Origin of the sequence: Vibrio sp. Isolate30, assembly GCF_022397975.1 — a bacterium.
In the GTDB taxonomy this organism is placed as follows: domain Bacteria; phylum Pseudomonadota; class Gammaproteobacteria; order Enterobacterales; family Vibrionaceae; genus Vibrio; species Vibrio fortis.
The window spans coordinates 86,121-104,546 of sequence record NZ_JAKEUS010000007.1; the positions used below are offsets into that span (position 1 = coordinate 86,121).

The following is an 18,426-nucleotide window of genomic DNA, read 5'->3' on the forward strand; positions in this document are numbered from 1 at the left end:
ATTGCTATTTGCGAAGTAAGGCATACACTTTGAGCAATAATATTGCAGACTAAACCCTAATATTAATGGAATATGCCAATGGATGAGATCGACAAAAAGATACTGGCTGAACTGCAAAGCAACGCACGGCTCACCAATCAAGAGTTAGCCGATCGCGTCGCGCTTTCTCCCTCCCCCTGTTTACGCCGAGTCCGAGCATTAGAGAAACAAGGGATTATTCGAGGCTATCACGCCAGTGTCGATCAAGAAGCGTGCGGCCTACCCGTGAATGTTTTTGTATTGGTGAAGCTTGAAAAGCCGACTGAAGAAAACATGCGAGACTTCGAGCAGCACATTGAAGCGATTGATGAAGTGTTAGAGTGTTTTCTAATGACGGGGAATCACGACTACCTATTGCATGTGGTGAGTGAATCTCTCAAAAGCTACGAGCAATTTATCCGCAAGCAGTTAACCCGCCTACCTAATATCGCTTCTATTGAATCCAGCTTCGCCTTTGGCCAAGTAAAAACAAAGACCAAGCTGCCAGTGAGGTGAGTTGGTGTGGTTGTTTTGGAGATTTAAGAATTTAAAGAGTTTCCGATCTCAGATCACATCATAACCAATTGATTTTAATTACAATTCCCATTTATAAATCAAAGGGATTTTTATGAGATTTGTAATCATCACCATGCTGTTTGTTTCTTTAACAGGTTGCATGGAAGTAGCAGGCCCCAAAATAACGAATAGCATGGATAAACAAGTTACGGTAACGGTCACTTATAATACTGGTCGCGTTCATGAGATAACGTTTGATCCATGCAAAATAGGTTTTGTTGGTCATCCAGACGACATGGTCGCAAGTGTAAGCTTTAACAATTCCATCGTAAAAATGCCGTATTCGGATAACGATGAACTTGCGAAAATCACGAATATTCATGTTTTTGAAGATCGACTTTTAACTCTGCCAACCAGTGTTTGTATCCCAACGCAGCAACAAGGTTAAACGGCATTGGTTACACAGAAGGTGTTCGTATTTATCAATTCTTAACGTAACCTCAATTGATTTTTAATATGGAATATATTCATATTTCAAAAAATTCAGATAGTTATATGGAGTGTGTTAAATCTATAGATATCTAATCTTATTTGTATAAATCAACCCTCGACCTAAGCGATATCTCCAGTATGAGATTCATTGCACACATTCGTCTAACAATGCGTCTACAATATTAATCGGGTATAAGTTAGTTACCCTAAAGCTAACAACGTTAATATCAAAAACTGCAGCACGTAGACTTATTAGGAGGTTACTATGCTAGTAGATAAATATATTGATATAGTAAAACAGATGGATGATGACTCACTTGAATTTTTTCTAACAGAAGTATGTGAGTTAACAGAAGGTGACCGCTCTGAGCGACTGGATGAGGCGCTAGACCTAATTCGCATAAAATGGGATAGCCTGAGCGAAGAAGATAAGAAGAAGCAAGTCATAGAAGAACTGGATACTGAACAATTACTCGACGATAATTACCCCGACTTTACAAACACTTACTTAGATTTCCCTCGAAACATTCCAAGTGAGAGTAGCCTAGATTCATTGTTGTCTGAAGTCATTGGACACGCCATTTCGGAAAGATCTGGTGATGTCATACCGAGTGTGATCCCATTGCATGATAAGAAAGTTGGTTGGGGACCTTTAAAGGTCAAACTACGAAGAGTTAACCTGAGTCATACTATCAACAATTTTTATATTGGGCATAAGGACATAGATACCTTAGTAATATCACTTAACTTCAAAGCCAAAGCGACACTAATATATAAAGTGAAAAAGTTATTTAATGGTTACAGTGATGATAAAGACAAAAATTTCAACTTTGCTGGACGAGTAAATATTAATATCCAACTCTCGAAAAAAGATGGAGTAATAGTTCCATCAACTCATGCATCGATTAACCTTTCAAAGGCATATTTTTATCTTGGCATAAGGGTAAGCGTTCGTTCATTTCTTTCTGGACCTATAAATAAAGAAGTCGATAAATACGAAAGGAAAGTAAGCGATTCTCTGTATAAGCTAATAAACAACGTCAAAGAATAGCTACCAATATCACTCGCTAGAAAAATTAATTGAGTTATCATGGCCTCGTTTACATGAGGCCATTTCTTTACTCAATGGTCATTCCTGCCAACCAACCTCTTGTCTTACTTACCGTATTTCACTCGACTAAATCTGAACCATCATAGACTTTAAAAGATCAGCTGATAGAATGACCATATCCATCCACTAGACGAAATAAAAGGAGGTAACCATGAACCAGTGTGCATTGTCTTTTGCATACATTTTTGCTTACGAAGTTCGCTCAAGTTTTACCAGCAACGTGCTGCGATAACCTAGCTTGAGCGAAGTAGCAAAACAGACAAACTAACTAGAGTCTCTTCCCTCTAGCTTACGAGGTTATTGTCAGCGAAAAACTGACGATAGGCGCCATTACGCCTGAAAAACTTGAGTAAGCCAATGAGCACATTATTATCTACCCAATCAGTTACATTCAACACACCTTCAGCGTCTCTGTTTGAAGACATCTCTTTCACCCTTAAACAAGGTGACCGCATCGGCCTTGTCGGCTACAACGGCAGCGGAAAAAGTACCCTACTGCAACTACTTTGCGGTAACAAGGAACCTCACTCTGGTGCTATTACCATATCGAGTCACTGTTTAATCGAACAAGTCGAGCAGCATTTGCCAGCGAACTTAGAGCACCTTTCTATGCTTGAGGCCGTGGTTGCAAAGCTTCCCAAAGATGAACAGATACAAGACCAATGGCGCGCAGAGCTGATCCTTTCTGATATGGGCTTTCCATCCAGTGATTGGAGCCTAACAGCGGGATCTCTAAGTGGTGGTCAACATACACGCCTATTACTCGCAAGAGCGCTGATCTCAGAGCCAGACCTGCTTTTGCTCGATGAACCGAGTAACCACCTCGACCTCCCAACCTTACTGTGGTTAGAACGCTTTCTAATCAACTGGAGGGGTAGCTTTGTTCTCGTGTCACATGACAGAAAGCTATTGGACAAAGTCACCAACTGCACTTGGATACTTAGAGACAAACGCCTTAATTACTTCCAACTGCCCTTCTCAAAAGCACTAACTGAACTCGCACGAGTTGATGAAGCTGCAAAACAGAGAAACATGGCAGAACAGAAAGAGATCGATCGTGTTGAGAAAAGCGCTAAACGATTAGCGAACTGGGGACGAGTTTATGACAACGAAGATCTGGCAAGAAAAGCCAAAACCATGGAGAAAAGAGTCGAGCGACTAAAAGAGTCACAAACCGAGCTGACCTCTGGAGCCCCTTGGCAGCTCTCCTTAAAAGGTGAAGCGCTTAGGGCAAATCGACTACTCACTATTGACAAACTCGATGTAAAGCCCGCATTTGATGCACCTGTACTACTTCGGGTGATTGAGCAACAGATCAAAAGTGGCGATCGAGTTGTGATTATCGGTAGTAATGGTAGCGGCAAGTCATCAATGTTGAAAATGCTCTGGCAGAACTATACGCGGCGTGAAAATAACATCGAGGGAATTCAGTTCCATCCACGTTGCCGACTCGGTTTTTACGACCAAAGCCTAAAGCAACTGAATGACAACGACGCCTTGATTGACTCTCTTGAAGGGTTAACTGACCTCTGTGAAGAAAGACGTAAAATCGCGTTAATCAGCGCTGGTTTCGAGTACAACAGACACTCTCAAAAAGTAAGCGAATTGAGTGGTGGCGAACGTTCTCGGTTATTGATGCTAGGGCTATCACTGGCAGAGTATCACCTACTCATGCTCGATGAACCTACAAACCACCTTGATATCGATGGCAAAGATCAACTCAGCGACACGCTTAATCAGTTTGAAGGTGGAGTGTTACTTGTAACGCACGACCGAGAGCTGATTGAAAAAAGCTGTAACCGCTATTGGTTGATTAAAGACGGCGAGCTAACGGAATGGCATGACCTTGAAAAGCTGTATGGTGAAATTGATTCAGAAACGAAAGCTCATGACCCTGAGTTATCAGATATTGAGTTATTGAAGAGCGGATCAACTAACAGTGGTTCCTCACCTACCCCTAATCAAACAGGCGATAGTCTTGATTCTGAAGAAGCCATATTGGAAAGGCTGTATCAACTAGAAACCTTAATTGAGGATGACAAACAGCGTAAGCCAAAGCATCAGAAACCCAAGATGCAGCAACAATGGCTAAAAGAGTTAGACCAGATTACTCACCAACTTAACCTGTAATAACTTGGAGTGAGCAGTGTAAAGCTACCACTGAGCATTCGTAACATACTCCACTCAAAACCAAGGCCTCGTTCATGCGAGGCCTTAATTTTATCTAAAATGACTACAAGCTAAAAACTACTAAACGACTGTGGCAGGCGCTGATCTTCATCCCAGCCTGATAGCTCAATATTAATCAGTGATTTGCGCTGTTCATTACACAGGGATGCGATATTGATGATAGGAAGTTGGCTACGAAATTGGGCAGTGAGGATGACCTTTTTACCTTCGTGAAGACCGCTTCGGCATTGCGACAAAATCGCTTCAGTATCTACCTGATGTGCGTTCTCGATAATCTGAATATCAGCGTTTTTGTGGTAGTAACTTGTTAACCAAGATATCGCCTGATCTTCTACGCTGGTGAGCACAATGACATCTTTCGTTGCCATCAAATCGTTAAGTTCAAGTTGTTTGAGTTCAGTTGACATAAATACTCTCTTCGCTGCGTCATCGGCCAATCATTAAAGCCGGTTACCCAATTTCGCTTGTGCCAAATGGTAGCCTCTATCGATCATCTCTTGTGAGCGATCAAACTCCAGAGTGCCACAGGCATTGCGGGGGATCTCAAGGGTAATATCGGCAGGATAAGCGGCCAGTTTCTGACGTGCAATGGTCGATTGCATCGCATCAAATGCTTGGTTGGCAACATCGTACGCAACAAAGTTGAAGTTCATTTTGTTTTTTACGCTACTACCTAGGTTATCGATAAAGTGAACAACCTTGTCGTGCAGGTTACTCTCCTTTGTTGGTGGGGAAATAGGTATCACTTCCTGTTTAAGTGTCTCAGGTTCACCACCTAAGTTCACCGCCAGAGTAACGTCAGTATTGTCTCCAAAGGTAGGAGCAATCGGTACAGGATTAAGGACTCCGCCATCAATCAGCGCTTCACCGTTGATAACATGAGGAGTGAAGAACAGCGGCAAAGAGATAGATGCACGAATGGCATCAAACAGAGATCCAGATTGCAGCCAAACCTCTTTTTCATCAGCAACGTTGGCAGCAACCGCGGTGTAAGGAATAGGCAACTCCTCAATTGAGATCTCACCGATCAGTTGACGCAGTGTATCGATGATCTTGTCACCTTTGAACATACCACTCGATTGCCACGAAAAGTCCAACATCATGGCCATATCCGTTTGGTCGATACTGGTGACCCACTCTTCAAATTCATCCAACTTACCCGCAGCGTAAACACCGCCGATAAGTGCACCAATTGAACAACCTGAAATAGATTTTATCTGATAACCATGTTCGATCAGCCAGCGGATAACGCCAACATGGACTAAGCCTCTAGCACCACCACTGCCAAGTACCAATGAGATTGTTTTTGCCATCGTACTAATCCTTTAATTCATCAGCTCTTCAAAGCTTTAAGCAAAAATTATATCACTTCGTATAACCGCACGCAGTGCAATACTATGAAAACTGACTCACTTAATCACTTAAATATATTGGGTAAAAACGAGTCATTCCAGCAAGCCTAAGCGCGACTAGGAATCTGGTTTCTAAGTACGCTGATACCAAAAAGGTCGCCCACTTAAAAAGCGAGCAACCTCCTGTTGATCATTCTATTTCTGTGTTCATTCTGTTTTTAAGCTCATTCTGTTAATAAGCTCACTCTGTTAATAAAAACAAGGAGCTACAGCACACGTAAGCACTCTTCAGGCGACAAGCTCAACAGTGTATTGGCAAAGTTAATCTTCTCATCACGCCATCTCAATGCTGCTTCTCGGCCGTCTTGTGAATGTCGATCAGCTTCAAAGTAGCTTTTGCTTGGTAGCCCGTTGGCTGGCGTCATCACCATAGATTGCTCGTTCAAGCGAATCGTAAACAAGAACTGACCACGTTGCCCAGTTTGCGCGGCTGGGTGGTGCAATGTGGTATCACAGCAATAACGTCTATCACGCAGTGCGCGGCATGTGTACTCGAAGGCATCTTGAGCACCACGTCCAGGGAACGCGGTATAAATACTAATGCCATCACGTTGCAGTGACTGGTCACCCGCCGCGAGTTGCACCGCGTGTTGGATCATCCTAAAGCCCAGAACTACGCCACCAATGCTGTTCAATCCACTGTATTGAATTGCGCCTTCTAAGCTCAGGTGAAGTTTGTCTTCTCCTTCATAGAGAAAGAGATCAGGCGATGCCCAATCGCTCTTTGGAATAAGCAGTTGAGTAATATCCGAGTGTTCCATGTTGGTCTCCGCAACAATGAGTGTGTTTGAGACAATAAAGCAACGTAATGAGAATTATTATCAATAGGTTTAACTCGAAAATGTTAGTTCTCGAAGGATTAAGATTCGAATTCAAAGAACAAAAGCAGCATGTAACGCAAAAGTTATCCCGTGGCATCACAAACATCATCCATTTTACGAAGAATATTGGCTGGGATAAGTTAAAGTACAAACACCTTCTTATATTCATATCTCGATGATTACATTATGAAAAATTCGGTCTTGTCGTTCGCACTAGCGTGTGTCGCAATATTTGGTTTCAACGCTAATGCTTCTGAGGAAGAAAACTTCTGGAAGTGGTTCCAAACTAATGAAGACATGCTGTTTAATTTCGAAAAGGACCAAGAAGTAGCATTCGATAAGTTATCTGCGGCTCTAAACAAAGTAGATCCAAATTTAACGTTCGAATTTAGTCCTATTCGAGAAGACAACAAGCGGGAGTTTGTGATTAGTGCTGGTGGAATACAAGAGTCATTTTCGTCGGTAGAATTGTTGTTCGCAACAGCTCCGAATCTAGACAATTGGGTATTTTTTAAGTTTCGACAACGTCGTACCCCTTTGCATGATCTAACTTATGGTGGGGTTTCAGTTAAGGCTGATGACGTTTTTTATCATCTCTACAAAGATGGCGATAAACTGGGCGTCGTCTTGTTCTTTGATGGCTATAACGAACCAGAGCACGTTCTATACGCCAGCATCGGTTTTCTGTTCCTCGACCAAGCCATTGGTGAGTACGATGTTGAAACAAAGCTCTCTTTCATTGAGTTCCATAATAAAACGTCTGCTCATTATGAGGGAGCCAAACCCTTAAAACGACTCTCTACACAATTTGATGACTATTTTGGTGGTTGAGTTTTAATACACTAACATCGAACTTGCTCGGCACCTCTCTAGATGGTGCCTATCTTCCCTTTGAGATACTAAAAGTTGCCTTCAAGCGTATACCTTGGTCTCAAACGTATCGGTTACTTTTCAGACAGCATCACCATCCAACCACACCCAAGAATGCCAGAAAGCCCTCGTCAATAGACTTTATCGGATGCTTTAGTACCAAGCATTTCTTGTTGGATATTCGTTTATTATCCATCAAGTTCATCGTCTACAAACAAGCCGCCCCATCCAATTTACAGTCTTTCATTCTAGCACCTTCATCCTACGACTAATGTCTAACCGACTGAGTCTATTTGTTTTTTTTGGTTTGGTATAAGGTAGCAGCAACTGAATGTTAATGACTTTTTAAATATAAGTTGATGCATTGTTTGCATCACTAAGTGAGTCATCACGTTCTGTGTAGAAGAAAAAAATATCGCTACATACTCCGCTCAATCTTGGTGTCGTGAGTAAATTACGTTTGTTGGAACAACGCACCTTAGAGTGTGAAAGAAAGGAATCAAAATGAGCAGTACTTTAGAGTCCGTAAATATACCAAGAGAGGAGCCTCAAACCCATGAGGACGAGCTCTCCTATGAACAACAACACAAACCAAGCTCAGAATTTGAATCCCGAGAACAATATCTAGAGCACGAATTACAAATCATGTCGCCTAAGCGCTGGCGTCCAAACTTACCGTTTAAAGATTACCGATTTGAGATAGAAGACACCATCCCAGCGATGGCCGCAACCATTGGTAAAGTGGTTATGGTGGGCGCTATTGCTGCCACGTTCGCAGGCGCTTTAGGGCTAGGTGAAGGCTTCATCCTAGAAAACGTTCGTTATGAATTGCTCATCGCCTCTGTATTTATCATTCTTTTCTCTGGCTTCTTACTACCAACCGCTAACCTTGCAGGTACCCATGGCCCACTCATTCCTTTAATCCCTATTGTGGTTGCGGCCGGCGGACACCCAATGGCCTTTGGCTTGCTAATTGGCGCTTTTGGTTTGATGTTGGCCATCAGTAAAGGGGGCAGTATGTTGGCCAACCTCACCAGTAAAGGCGTGTGTGGCGGTTTGCTGCTCTACCTTGGCTTTGTAGGCACTGCTTCTCAAGTGAAAAAGCTGTTCGCTTGGGCTGAAAGTATCGGCATGAGCTACATCGCTTTTGTGGTGATCTTCTGCACCATTATTCTATACGCACTACTAGAACACTTCCGTAAACGTTGGTTAGCTGTGCCTCTTAGCTGCTTGCTAGGTGGTACGATCGCATTTGCTATGGGTGCGCCATTCGCTTTCCAAACAGAGCCAGGCCTGCCGAACATGAACCCTATGTATTGGTGGGGAGAAGACACAGGTTGGATGCTAGGCCTACCGACAATTGAACACTTCATGGTAGTACTGCCGTTCGCGATTCTAGCGGTAGCGATGTGGTCACCAGATTTCTTGGGGCATCAAGTATTCCAAAAGATCAGCTACCCAGAGCGTACTGAAAAAGTACACATGAACATTGATGACACCATGACCACAGCCTCTATTCGTCAAACATTCGGCTCGCTACTTGGCGGTACTAACTTTACGTCTTCATGGGGTACTTACATCGTACCTGCGGCGATTGCTAAACGTCCTATTCCTGCGGGTGCTTTATTGACGGCTCTGTTCTGTATCATCGCCGCGATTTGGGGCTACCCAATGGATTTAGCTATCTGGCAACCTGTACTTTGTGTGGCACTGATTGTGGGTGTATTCGTTCCACTGCTAGAGGCAGGAATGGAGATGACGCGTGAAGGAAAAACCACTCAATCAGCAGCGATTGTTGTGTTCTCATCAGCGCTTGTGAACCCAGCATTTGGTTGGTCTATCACCATGTTGCTAGACAACTTAGGCTTAGTTGGCTGTAAAGAACGAAGTGGTGAACTGAGTAAGATGAGCCGTTGGGTACTACCGGGCATTATGTTCGTTGTACTAACAAGCGTGATGGCATTAGTTGGCCTTCTACCTGGGATTCCAGCAATCATCCCAAGCTTCCGCTAAGCTCAACTAACTTTAGTTTGAAAGCAAAAGGCCTCGCACACGCGAGGCCTTATTGTATCTGCTGTTCAACCAGAAATTAGTAAGAGCTGACTTAACTTGAGAGCCAATCATCTAACACTGCAATAAATTCAGGGTGGATGAGATAGCCTATTGACGCGTGAGGGTTGCTTTTCCCGTTGCGGATGTTGAGATTATAGATTGGGTAGATGTCTTTCATGCCGCCGGGTACTAAACCCAGTTCAAGCATCTCTTTATAGTCGTTTTTGATTTCACTATCGTGAGAGATGAAATCATCTTCTGCAGATATATTTATCCATTGTTGAATGTTTAAAGGATACTTCTTATCACCTTTTAGGCGGCTGCCTTTAAGCCTGTCTTTTACGTTTTCATCACCAAGCGGTGAACCGAGCGTAACCAATAAGTCTACCTTCTTATCGGCGCCATAGTCGTGTCTGTACTCTCCGTAATGAGATAGCTTCCATAACACGTCATAACTGATCATCGAACCAAGGCTGTGCGATACAATCATCACATCATCTTGATTATCAAGCGCTTCCTTCAGTTCGACCATCAATCTATGCCGAACATCGCTACCAAAATAGGTATCTTCATTCCAGTAGTGAGCCATATCGGGAGCGACCATTGTAACTAGCGTTTCTGCCACACCCATTCGCCCCAATATCGCGGAAAAAGTATCTGCTAAGGCCTCTTTAAGAAAGCCTATTTTAGATACATCATCATACGTTGCTTCGTTGAACTGGTCAGTTTGGTACTCTTTAAGCTCCGCCAATGCCTGTTGTCGACTTACAGGGTCTTCGGTTGGCCTTTTTAGCAATGTGTTTGAAAGCTCACCGTAGTAGACAAACCGTTTATCGACATTTCTAAAAGCTTGTAAGGAGCTTGAGTCTCCACAGTCTCGCTGCAAGCCGTGCTCTATCGCATCGTACCAGAGTGCTTGAAGTGGTGCTTTGTCGGGCTTTTGAGCGCGACCATGAATGAATATGATTTTCTTAGCCATAGTGGGACGTCCTAAATACATAGTTAAAGTTATTATTTTCGATAACAAACACCCGCTAGGTTCGCTCAGCTTTTGCCAATAAGAATGCTGCTGATTACCCATCTAGTAGGTGATTGATAGATCTTTTGTATAACTATGAGACAGCCGTTTTAGGCGATTAATGAGTGAAAGATTCCGTCACGACTCGCAAATTGGTAATGAATGTACCGAGCAAAACCTACCACGCACAAAAAAGCCCCGCAAACGCGAGGCCTTAGTTTTCAATCAAGGGTTACAACCGCCCTACTTCACTGGCTTTAATCCATTCGAGTAATGAAGGTTTGCTCATCATCGACAAAAGCCACGTAATCGCCGTGGTAGATGAACACGCGACCACGCCCTTCAACAATACACGCTAGCTGCGGGTTCAAGTCTTCTTCAAGATCTTTACTTTGATACGTTCCAGTATCAGTGATCACGCCGCGAAGTGTTGGCAAAAAACCATAGCTGCGCTTAGCTTGGTCAATCAAGCTCAGTTCGCTGTTGATAGAGAAGTACGATGGGATTGGGCCAGCATCTTCGATAAACATCGGTTTCAGTTCTTCAAAGGCGGTAATTACCAGCCAGTCGATGCCGTTTACATGATGGATAAACATAGTGGTTCTCGATATTTCTAATGAGGGGATTCTATCACTATCGAGCAGTTAGCGTGGGAGAAATTGAGTGGTTAAAAACAAGGCCTGACCACGCTGTCATTTCTCCTTGAAACATAACCGTATTATTCAGCTCGCATTCACACTTGATATTGCATTCTGATTAAAGAATCCATTGATAAGCGACGAAAAAAATGAAGCTCTCTCCCCGATTAAAAACCCTAATATCGATCACTTTTAGCAGTGTAATTGTCTGGTTCCTTTTACCTGGTGACCTTGAGTTAGCCCGCAAGATCCCAGCGTTTTTTGCCACAGTCTCGATGATCGCTATGGCGGGAGCGATGTTGTTGAGCTGCAGACCAAAATGGATAGAGTCACTGGTGGGAGGGATGGACCGTGCGTACATCTGGCATAAATGGTTAGGTATTTTCGGCCTTGTTGGTGCTTCGTTTCATTGGTTGTTGGTACCCGGCCCAGCTGGGAATGGTATCGATCCTTCATTCGCTGAATTTGGAGAAGAGCTGGGTCAATGGGCAATGTATGGATTGCTGCTTCTTGGTAGCGTAAGCATGGTTAAAACACTGCCTTACCGCCTTTGGTACTACACGCACAAACTCATGGGGCCAATATTTCTAATTGCGGTTTACCATACGTTTTTCTCGGATGTCCCTTTCGTCATCGAGAGTGTCACTGGTATCTCTTTGGTCATCGTTTCGCTTGTGGGTAGTTTAGGCTGGCTATATAAGACCTTCATCAAGCCAACCACCTATCAAGACTACACTGTTACTCATGTAGAGAAGCTTGACGGTGCCCTTGAAATTACACTCAATACCGTTGGCAAAGGCATTCACTATCATGCGGGGCAATTCGCCTACCTCGATTTTGGATACGATAAAGTAGAACACTTTCACCCTTTTACCATCACCTCAGCACCACATGAAAAAGAGCTGAAATTCGTTATACGCTGCTTAGGCCGTCACACAAGTGAACTGTACTCAAGAGTAAAAACTGGAGACAAAGTTAAAATTGATGGTGCATACGGTCGATTACACGCTGAAAAGGATAGTACTAAACCACAAATTTGGATTGCTGGTGGTGTCGGGATCACTCCTTTCCTATCTTGGCTTCAAACTGTGAAGCCATCGCACCAACCTATTCACCTATTTTATGTCGGCAAAGGTAAGTTTTATGCACAAATCATTAAAAAACTATCAGGGTTAATACCGAGCAAAAACGTAACGCTACATACACAAGCCGATTTTGATGGGCGTTTGAATGCACAAGTGATCACAGAGCTTGTCGAGACACCTGTGAAAAATCATCAGTTCTTCGCATGTGGACCCGAGCAAATGATGAAGGACTTAAAAGAACAACTGATCTCTGACGGGATGTGTCCAACGCAATGGCACAACGAAAATTTCTCTATGAGATAACGCTATACCCATAACTATAGATAAGTAATCGTCCCCACCTTCTACCTTGAGGATGCATTGCCCTCCTTAACCGTTAGAAAAAGGCCTCGTGCACGCGAGGCCTGAATTTTCAACGTAGTAAATACCTTTAGCTTTTTCGTGCCTCCTATTCGATTCAGAGTTCATCACCCCAAAAGTTTTCTTGCTAAAAAGGTAGAAAAGTTTATAGTATTTTGCAGGCAAACTTGAGAATCGATATGTCATTACAGAAAAAACAACCCAAGGTATCACTGAACATTAAAATCCCATCAGACTTAGATTTTCGTCTTAAGCGAGCGAGAAAAGCAGCGCGTGAGCAGGGCTTAATGTTCAACGTATCTCAAGAAGTTGAAAAGTTTCTTGAGAAGGAAGTAAAGAAAGTGGAACGCCAGTTATCAATCGATGAGGAGATTAAGAACAACCTCGAGGATCTTGGTGGGCTTAATATAGACAAAATGATGAAATCAATGGATTAGTCAAAGCACTAAATTATTGATTAAATTTAGATAGTAACAAAGCGTGGAGATGATTATGGGCACAATAATTGGACTGTTAATTTTGGCTGGTATCAGTGTATTCCTACAGCGTAAAACGGGGCTTCATTTGCATGAGTGGATTGCAAAAAAATATAAAGAGTCTCAAGACAAAAAGTAATGGGCTCTCACAGGGTGGCAGACTCCATCGATTAGACCTAAAAGACTAAGGCCTCGCGCAAACGAGGCCTTAGTTTTATCCATAGAATGATTACAACCACCCTACTTCACTGAGTTAACCGCTTTCATTAAGGTTGCGTCGAACTGCTGTGGTTGCTCAAGCATTGGGAAGTGGCCTGAGTCTTCAATGTAGTAATAGCTTTTAGTCTTACTCCCCTTTAGCTATTTACATAAACATCAATAAAACTATAACTTTCAATAATTTAGCCCCGTTTCACATAAAAAATAATAATAATATGATAAAAAATAAGCACATGTACAATTGTAAGCATAAATATGAAACAAGAACTATTATTTCCCGACAGCATTTCACTCTTTCAAGCTAATCTACATGAAAAGAATGTAATAAGAAAAGAGCAAATTAGAACAATATACCTTTACTTACAACAGGAACAATTAGTTTACATTGAAGGGCCAGAAAATATAGGAAAAACAACTTTATTAAAACAAATCGTATCAGACAGAAAATTTGATTGTATTAGCATATTTATAGACGAGTATGATTGTGAATATGTAACTGAGAACGACATATATAAAGATATTTACCTCCAATCTAGAGTTTTAACTGGTCAGTATTGTAGTGCCGATAAAGATTATATAGTAAATCGTGAAGTCTACACATCTGCTATGTCCTCATTTAATTACTATCTAAGAGAAAAAAACAAAAATATTCTATTTATTTTAGATGGGTTCGATAAGCTTAATGAAAAAAACCCGACGGTAGCAAAAGAGGTTTTAGGTTCTTTAAATGCAAACAAATCTGCCAAATATATAATATCCACTTATAATAGCGATATTAAAGACTATATATACCTTAGAGAACCATGTTCATTTACTTTAACAGTAATGTCAGAACAGGAAGCGAAAGAATTACTTCCCACTTTAACAAAAGGTGAGTTAGACGGTGTAATAAATAGCTTTGGAACAATGCCCGACAAGTTGTCTATTGTAGCTCGACTTCTAGATGAAAATAAAGCAATTAATGACATTTTACAAAATACAGACACTGATACGGACGCTCTTTATGATGCTGAATGGAAACATTCTATTAAAAATGAAATACAAGAAAAGATTACAGGTTATATCGCATTCTCTAATGGTAAACTATCAGTAAATGATTTATCACAGTGCGTTAATGTTCCACCAATAGAGATTGAACAAGAAATAAACAAAATTTCATTTGTTGACATCACTGATGAAGCCATCCATTTCGTCAGTGATGGATTCAAGAAATATGCTAGAATAAAATTAGACGGTCAAAAACTTGGCTATTTAGAAGTAATTATATCTTTAGTCGAAAATCACAAATTAGAAGAAACATCAGAATCACTGTCAATATACTATAACGAAGCAGGAAAGCATCAATCTATAATTCAGCATATAGACGAACATTACCTTTCAGATCTGTATTCAAAAAAACTAAGTTACAATGATTTACTCAAGAACATTAAGTTAGCCCTTGAATCTTCGGTCTTCGAATCCAACAATGGAAAAACAGCAAAGTTCGCGCATCTTAAAAGCTTTATATTAAACATCGAAAGTGACGAGATATCACTAGAAGAAATGAAATGTTATCTAAGCGATGGGGACTATAAATCTGCAAAAGACTTGGCAGAAACCCCCCAAGCAATAGAAGATAAAATTAAACTCTACTGCTTAATTGCAATTCATTACAAAGATCAAAACATCGAAATACCTGAAGAAATACAAACAAAAATACAAAAAATATATACTAATCTAAGCGTCCAAAGCTTAGCAGATGAAAAGGTCATCGACATCGCTGTCGACCTTTTCCCTATATACCCTGAATTTTCAATGGACTTATTGAGTCAAATTGACAAAACTCATTCCTCTGGTCAAAACCAATCTGATTTCGCGTTCTTAAAGCTTTCTCTAGAAACCTTAAAAAGACATGGCAACTCTCTATCTGAAGACCTAGAAGAATTTGACCGTGTACTCGATAAAAAAAGCTCTATGTTGGAAGGCATTAAAATTTTCAACCCTGACTCACCAGTTCAGAAAATATTAGAGTACATAGATAGCCAAAAACAAGCGGGCGATAAAATATTTTTGTTAAGAGGATGGCTAAGTAAATATCACAAAAAAGAGTCTGCTTTACTACTTCTCAACAAACTATTAGAAATTATTCTTGAAACGATTGATTTTTCTTCGGACGCGACACTCTTTGCTGATATATCTCAATGTTTGACTTCAAATCATGCCATCATAAACCCTGATGCAGAAAACGCATATCAAACTATAGTTGCCCAATTAAAGAATATTTCGGAGAAAGGCCCAACCATTGAATATAGTAAAGTTGAAGTGTCTTTAGCAATCTATGAACAAAACAATGGTAAATACAAAAAAGAAAGGTTGAGTAATCTAATAAGTTATCTAGTCAATCTAGATGATAAATCAGTTGCATTGGCTTGTTTATCTTTAGTTTCTAGCGCATTTAAAACTATAAATGATGAAGATTGTAAAAATCTTGTATGCGAGAAAAAGAAAGAGATATTTGACAGTTTGTTGAAAAGTGAAGCATTACACATTGACGTATTTAAAGATGCAATAAAGCATGAAGTAAAAGTCGATATAGAAAGAACATTTACATGGATCAATAAACTAAACACTTCTGAGAGAAAAGATGCATCCATTAAAGCAGCGATCGAAAGTTACATTGAAAGCTATGGAGATATTGAACACAAAGAAAGAATTTTCAATTATTGGCTAACCAAATGTAGAATGATTAAGGACGATCACTTTAGAAGTTCTGTCTGTAAACATTTAATGGGTATTTTTGAAAAATCAAAATGTTCAAAACGCGACTATTCTGATGCATTGAAATATATAAATAGAATTGAGAATACCCCTATTAAAATTAAAAGCTTAACTGCACTTAGTTCTAGCGCAATAAAAAAAGGTATAATTAACGAAGTTGAAAACAAAGTCAAAGAAAATATAAATAGTTGTATTTTAAATATAGTTGATGGTGACTGGAATAAAGTATCTTTATACTTTTATGTATGTAATAAACTATACGATGTAGACATAACTACCTCTAACTACTTTAAAGAAAAAGCGATCTCTATGAGAAAAACTAGTGATCTAGTTAATGGTAGTGTTAATAATTATATGACTCATACTAGTGATCTAATCATTAGATCAATCTATGTATTATCTAAACATCAACTTGTGCCAGATGATAAATTAAATCTTGCTCTTAACTTTATATCATTCATACCAAGTAGGTTATATAAAGTTTCTCAACTATCAAGGTTGGCTTCAGTTTACCAGAAAAACTCTTTCCCTGATAAAGCGAAACACATAATAGACAATTACTTGATACCAGAATTAGATAGTAACTCTGGATACAATAATGTTGAATTTACGATTTCTTGTGAAGCATCACTTCCGGTAATATATTATTATAGTAGTGATATTTTTGATCTTTATTTCCAGAAAATTAATAAGAAGAATAGGCTTAGAAGCGATAAAATAATAGACAATTGCATTAGCTATATTTACAACGATTGTATATTAAATGATCCATATAATCCGGTTAAAAATAAGCAATACAAACTTACATATGCAGACTTAGTGTCAGTTACAAAGTTAATAAAGAATTACAATGATGATAGCGCTATTGTTTATCAAGTTTCTAATCTAATAGAAGTAATAGAATCTCAGAGAAAGAAAAACTCTATAACTCGAATGCAGATTTCTAGTATTGTTGACATGATAAGAAATGATATTCTTACTCTATTACCAAAAGTAGATGGTATCACACATGAAGGCTACTCACTATTGGTGAAGGCAAACATCTTGTTGCTTGAAAACAAAGATGATAGGTCCGCTTGGAGTAACATTATTAGTAAGGCGAGAAATATAGATAGTACTTCTGATTTATCTTTTACTCTGGCTAACATAGCATCTTATCTACCTAATTCAATGAAGAAGGTAAAAGATGAACTTTATAAAGAATCTGAGTCACTTGTTGATAGTCTTAATTGTAAAAGCGAACAAGTAACTCGCTATAGGCAAATTTGCGGTTTCATAAAAGAATCCGATATTAAACACGCTAAAAGTATCATCAAAAAAGCTATATATATATCTAGTCGTTCCGACATTGACCCAAATTCTCCAACTAGATTAAATGCGATAGATATGTGTCATAAGTTAGGTGACTCCTTTGCAGGTTCTTTATCATCAATGTTTGACGAAGATCCAGCAAGGAAACAAGCAATTCAAGACAATATCCAGCAAAAACTAGAAGAGGATAAACAGCGTAAAAAATTCGAAAAAAATGAAATAGATTTTGAGTCATCGTTAGCCTTTGAATTACCTGAGTTAGCTTGGAAACAGTTAGGTTCAATAAATGCGAACAGTTGCTATTGTTCAAAAGGATTCGATATTAATAAAAATCTTAATATCGTTTCAAACTTTAGCTTTGGAGACTTTTATAAGCTACTAAGCTTCTATATTCATTATATCGATAATGTATCACCTGGCCAAAAAACTGCAAATGAAAGAATTTTCCCTATTCTCGATGAGCTACTTAAAAACATGTCTTTAATAAAAGATATATTTTCTAGTGAACTAATACCATCAGTCATTGAGCATACTGAAAGTAATGACGATCATATTATGATTGGTGAAGGTGAAGAAAGTCTCGCAATAAACTTTATAAAGAAATGGTATGAGGAAGAGAACATTTCAGATTTTACTATTATTGACCCTTACTTTTCATTAGATGACCTAGTGCCAGTTTCAGAAGTAATAAACAGGGATCCAGAAGTTAGAATCCAAATTCTAACCAGTATAGACAACTACAATAAGATAAAAAATAAACATGGTGACGACTTTGCAGAAATTATCGACAAATTCTGGAACGACAATATAAGCAATAGCGACCACCCTAGTTTTGAGTTTACATTTGCTGGATATGGTCAAAAGAACCAAATACCTATTCATGATCGTTGGTGGTTATCACCAAATAGTGGACTAGCAATTGGTACATCCTTGAACGGTCTAGGCAAACGTATTTCTCAAATTAGTAAACTAACGTTAGACGAACGTGCGAGTGTAAATGAAAAAGTCTCACCTCTACTTGATAGAAAAATGGGACGCTTCAGCGGTGAGAAAGTAAAATATAAAATGGAAGTAATTTGA

The 18,426-nt window shown here is 39.8% G+C and carries 15 protein-coding genes and 1 pseudogene; 10 read left to right on the forward strand and 6 right to left on the reverse strand.

The genetic code is table 11. The annotated features are described in order from the left end of the window. Positions 1–78: 78 nt before the first annotated feature. From L1D60_RS16390 to L1D60_RS16405, 4 genes are all read left to right on the forward strand, one after another. Complete coding sequence (locus L1D60_RS16390) at positions 79–534, forward strand: Lrp/AsnC family transcriptional regulator (protein ID WP_032548816.1); 456 nt, start codon at positions 79–81, stop codon at positions 532–534. Between the two features lie 112 nt (positions 535–646). After that, the gene (locus L1D60_RS16395) at positions 647–982 is read left to right on the forward strand and encodes a hypothetical protein (protein ID WP_239842057.1); all 336 of its coding nucleotides are present in this window, start codon (positions 647–649) and stop codon (positions 980–982) included. A 309-nt stretch (positions 983–1,291) separates the two neighbouring features. After that, positions 1,292–2,077, forward strand: coding sequence for a hypothetical protein (locus L1D60_RS16400; protein WP_239842058.1), 786 nt, complete (start codon positions 1,292–1,294; stop codon positions 2,075–2,077). A gap of 417 nt (positions 2,078–2,494) precedes the next feature. Further along, complete coding sequence (locus tag L1D60_RS16405) at positions 2,495–4,267, forward strand: ABC-F family ATP-binding cassette domain-containing protein (protein WP_239842059.1); 1,773 nt, start codon at positions 2,495–2,497, stop codon at positions 4,265–4,267. A gap of 110 nt (positions 4,268–4,377) precedes the next feature. Here L1D60_RS16405 and L1D60_RS16410 read toward each other — a convergent pair whose 3' ends face one another. The 3 genes from L1D60_RS16410 to L1D60_RS16420 form a co-directional block, all read right to left on the reverse strand. After that, positions 4,378–4,734 carry a hypothetical protein gene (locus L1D60_RS16410; RefSeq protein WP_239842060.1) on the reverse strand — a complete coding sequence of 119 codons (357 nt, stop codon included), beginning with the start codon at positions 4,732–4,734 and terminating at the stop codon, positions 4,378–4,380. Positions 4,735–4,767: 33 nt separating this feature from the next. After that, the gene (locus tag L1D60_RS16415) at positions 4,768–5,640 is read right to left on the reverse strand and encodes a patatin-like phospholipase family protein (RefSeq protein ID WP_239842061.1); all 873 of its coding nucleotides are present in this window, start codon (positions 5,638–5,640) and stop codon (positions 4,768–4,770) included. A 305-nt stretch (positions 5,641–5,945) separates the two neighbouring features. After that, positions 5,946–6,500, reverse strand: a complete 555-nt coding sequence (locus tag L1D60_RS16420) for a hypothetical protein (RefSeq protein ID WP_152468861.1) — start codon at positions 6,498–6,500, stop codon at positions 5,946–5,948. A 246-nt stretch (positions 6,501–6,746) separates the two neighbouring features. Here L1D60_RS16420 and L1D60_RS16425 point away from each other — a divergent pair, with 246 nt between their 5' ends. Both L1D60_RS16425 and L1D60_RS16430 read left to right on the forward strand, forming a co-directional pair. Further along, complete coding sequence (locus L1D60_RS16425) at positions 6,747–7,391, forward strand: hypothetical protein (protein ID WP_239842062.1); 645 nt, start codon at positions 6,747–6,749, stop codon at positions 7,389–7,391. A 543-nt stretch (positions 7,392–7,934) separates the two neighbouring features. Next, positions 7,935–9,443, forward strand: a complete 1,509-nt coding sequence (locus L1D60_RS16430) for a DUF3360 domain-containing protein (RefSeq protein WP_239842063.1) — start codon at positions 7,935–7,937, stop codon at positions 9,441–9,443. 91 nt (positions 9,444–9,534) lie between these two features. Here L1D60_RS16430 and L1D60_RS16435 read toward each other — a convergent pair whose 3' ends face one another. After that, entirely contained in the window at positions 9,535–10,461 is a 927-nt protein-coding gene (locus L1D60_RS16435) for a hypothetical protein (RefSeq protein ID WP_239842064.1), read from the reverse strand. Between the two features lie 296 nt (positions 10,462–10,757). Further along, positions 10,758–11,096 carry a hypothetical protein gene (locus tag L1D60_RS16440; RefSeq protein ID WP_032548803.1) on the reverse strand — a complete coding sequence of 113 codons (339 nt, stop codon included), beginning with the start codon at positions 11,094–11,096 and terminating at the stop codon, positions 10,758–10,760. A 191-nt stretch (positions 11,097–11,287) separates the two neighbouring features. Between L1D60_RS16440 and L1D60_RS16445 the strand changes: the two genes are divergently transcribed. The 3 genes from L1D60_RS16445 (at position 11,288) to L1D60_RS23560 (ending at position 13,198) form a co-directional block, all read left to right on the forward strand. Further along, positions 11,288–12,526, forward strand: coding sequence for a ferredoxin reductase family protein (locus tag L1D60_RS16445; protein WP_239842065.1), 1,239 nt, complete (start codon positions 11,288–11,290; stop codon positions 12,524–12,526). Between the two features lie 236 nt (positions 12,527–12,762). Next, positions 12,763–13,020 carry a hypothetical protein gene (locus tag L1D60_RS16450; protein ID WP_032548799.1) on the forward strand — a complete coding sequence of 86 codons (258 nt, stop codon included), beginning with the start codon at positions 12,763–12,765 and terminating at the stop codon, positions 13,018–13,020. Between the two features lie 55 nt (positions 13,021–13,075). Next, positions 13,076–13,198 (forward strand): hypothetical protein, encoded by a 123-nt coding sequence (locus tag L1D60_RS23560; protein WP_275665721.1) that lies wholly within the window; start codon positions 13,076–13,078, stop codon positions 13,196–13,198. 101 nt (positions 13,199–13,299) lie between these two features. On the opposite strand, the pseudogene L1D60_RS16455 reads toward L1D60_RS23560, so the two are convergent. Then, a pseudogene (locus L1D60_RS16455) lies at positions 13,300–13,398 on the reverse strand (alpha/beta hydrolase); the annotation flags it as partial. Between the two features lie 135 nt (positions 13,399–13,533). Here L1D60_RS16455 and L1D60_RS16460 point away from each other — a divergent pair. Next, complete coding sequence (locus L1D60_RS16460) at positions 13,534–18,426, forward strand: ATP-binding protein (protein ID WP_239842066.1); 4,893 nt, start codon at positions 13,534–13,536, stop codon at positions 18,424–18,426.

Coding starts and splice junctions, on each gene's coding strand:
- L1D60_RS23560 (WP_275665721.1), top strand. CDS start 13,076: ATGGGCACAATAATTGGACTGTTAATTTTGGCTGGTATCAGTGTATTC.
- L1D60_RS16460 (WP_239842066.1), top strand. CDS start 13,534: ATGAAACAAGAACTATTATTTCCCGACAGCATTTCACTCTTTCAAGCT.
- L1D60_RS16435 (WP_239842064.1), bottom strand. CDS start 10,461: ATGGCTAAGAAAATCATATTCATTCATGGTCGCGCTCAAAAGCCCGAC.
- L1D60_RS16425 (WP_239842062.1), top strand. CDS start 6,747: ATGAAAAATTCGGTCTTGTCGTTCGCACTAGCGTGTGTCGCAATATTT.
- L1D60_RS16410 (WP_239842060.1), bottom strand. CDS start 4,734: ATGTCAACTGAACTCAAACAACTTGAACTTAACGATTTGATGGCAACG.
- L1D60_RS16430 (WP_239842063.1), top strand. CDS start 7,935: ATGAGCAGTACTTTAGAGTCCGTAAATATACCAAGAGAGGAGCCTCAA.
- L1D60_RS16390 (WP_032548816.1), top strand. CDS start 79: ATGGATGAGATCGACAAAAAGATACTGGCTGAACTGCAAAGCAACGCA.
- L1D60_RS16450 (WP_032548799.1), top strand. CDS start 12,763: ATGTCATTACAGAAAAAACAACCCAAGGTATCACTGAACATTAAAATC.
- L1D60_RS16405 (WP_239842059.1), top strand. CDS start 2,495: ATGAGCACATTATTATCTACCCAATCAGTTACATTCAACACACCTTCA.
- L1D60_RS16415 (WP_239842061.1), bottom strand. CDS start 5,640: ATGGCAAAAACAATCTCATTGGTACTTGGCAGTGGTGGTGCTAGAGGC.
- L1D60_RS16400 (WP_239842058.1), top strand. CDS start 1,292: ATGCTAGTAGATAAATATATTGATATAGTAAAACAGATGGATGATGAC.
- L1D60_RS16445 (WP_239842065.1), top strand. CDS start 11,288: ATGAAGCTCTCTCCCCGATTAAAAACCCTAATATCGATCACTTTTAGC.
- L1D60_RS16420 (WP_152468861.1), bottom strand. CDS start 6,500: ATGGAACACTCGGATATTACTCAACTGCTTATTCCAAAGAGCGATTGG.
- L1D60_RS16440 (WP_032548803.1), bottom strand. CDS start 11,096: ATGTTTATCCATCATGTAAACGGCATCGACTGGCTGGTAATTACCGCC.
- L1D60_RS16395 (WP_239842057.1), top strand. CDS start 647: ATGAGATTTGTAATCATCACCATGCTGTTTGTTTCTTTAACAGGTTGC.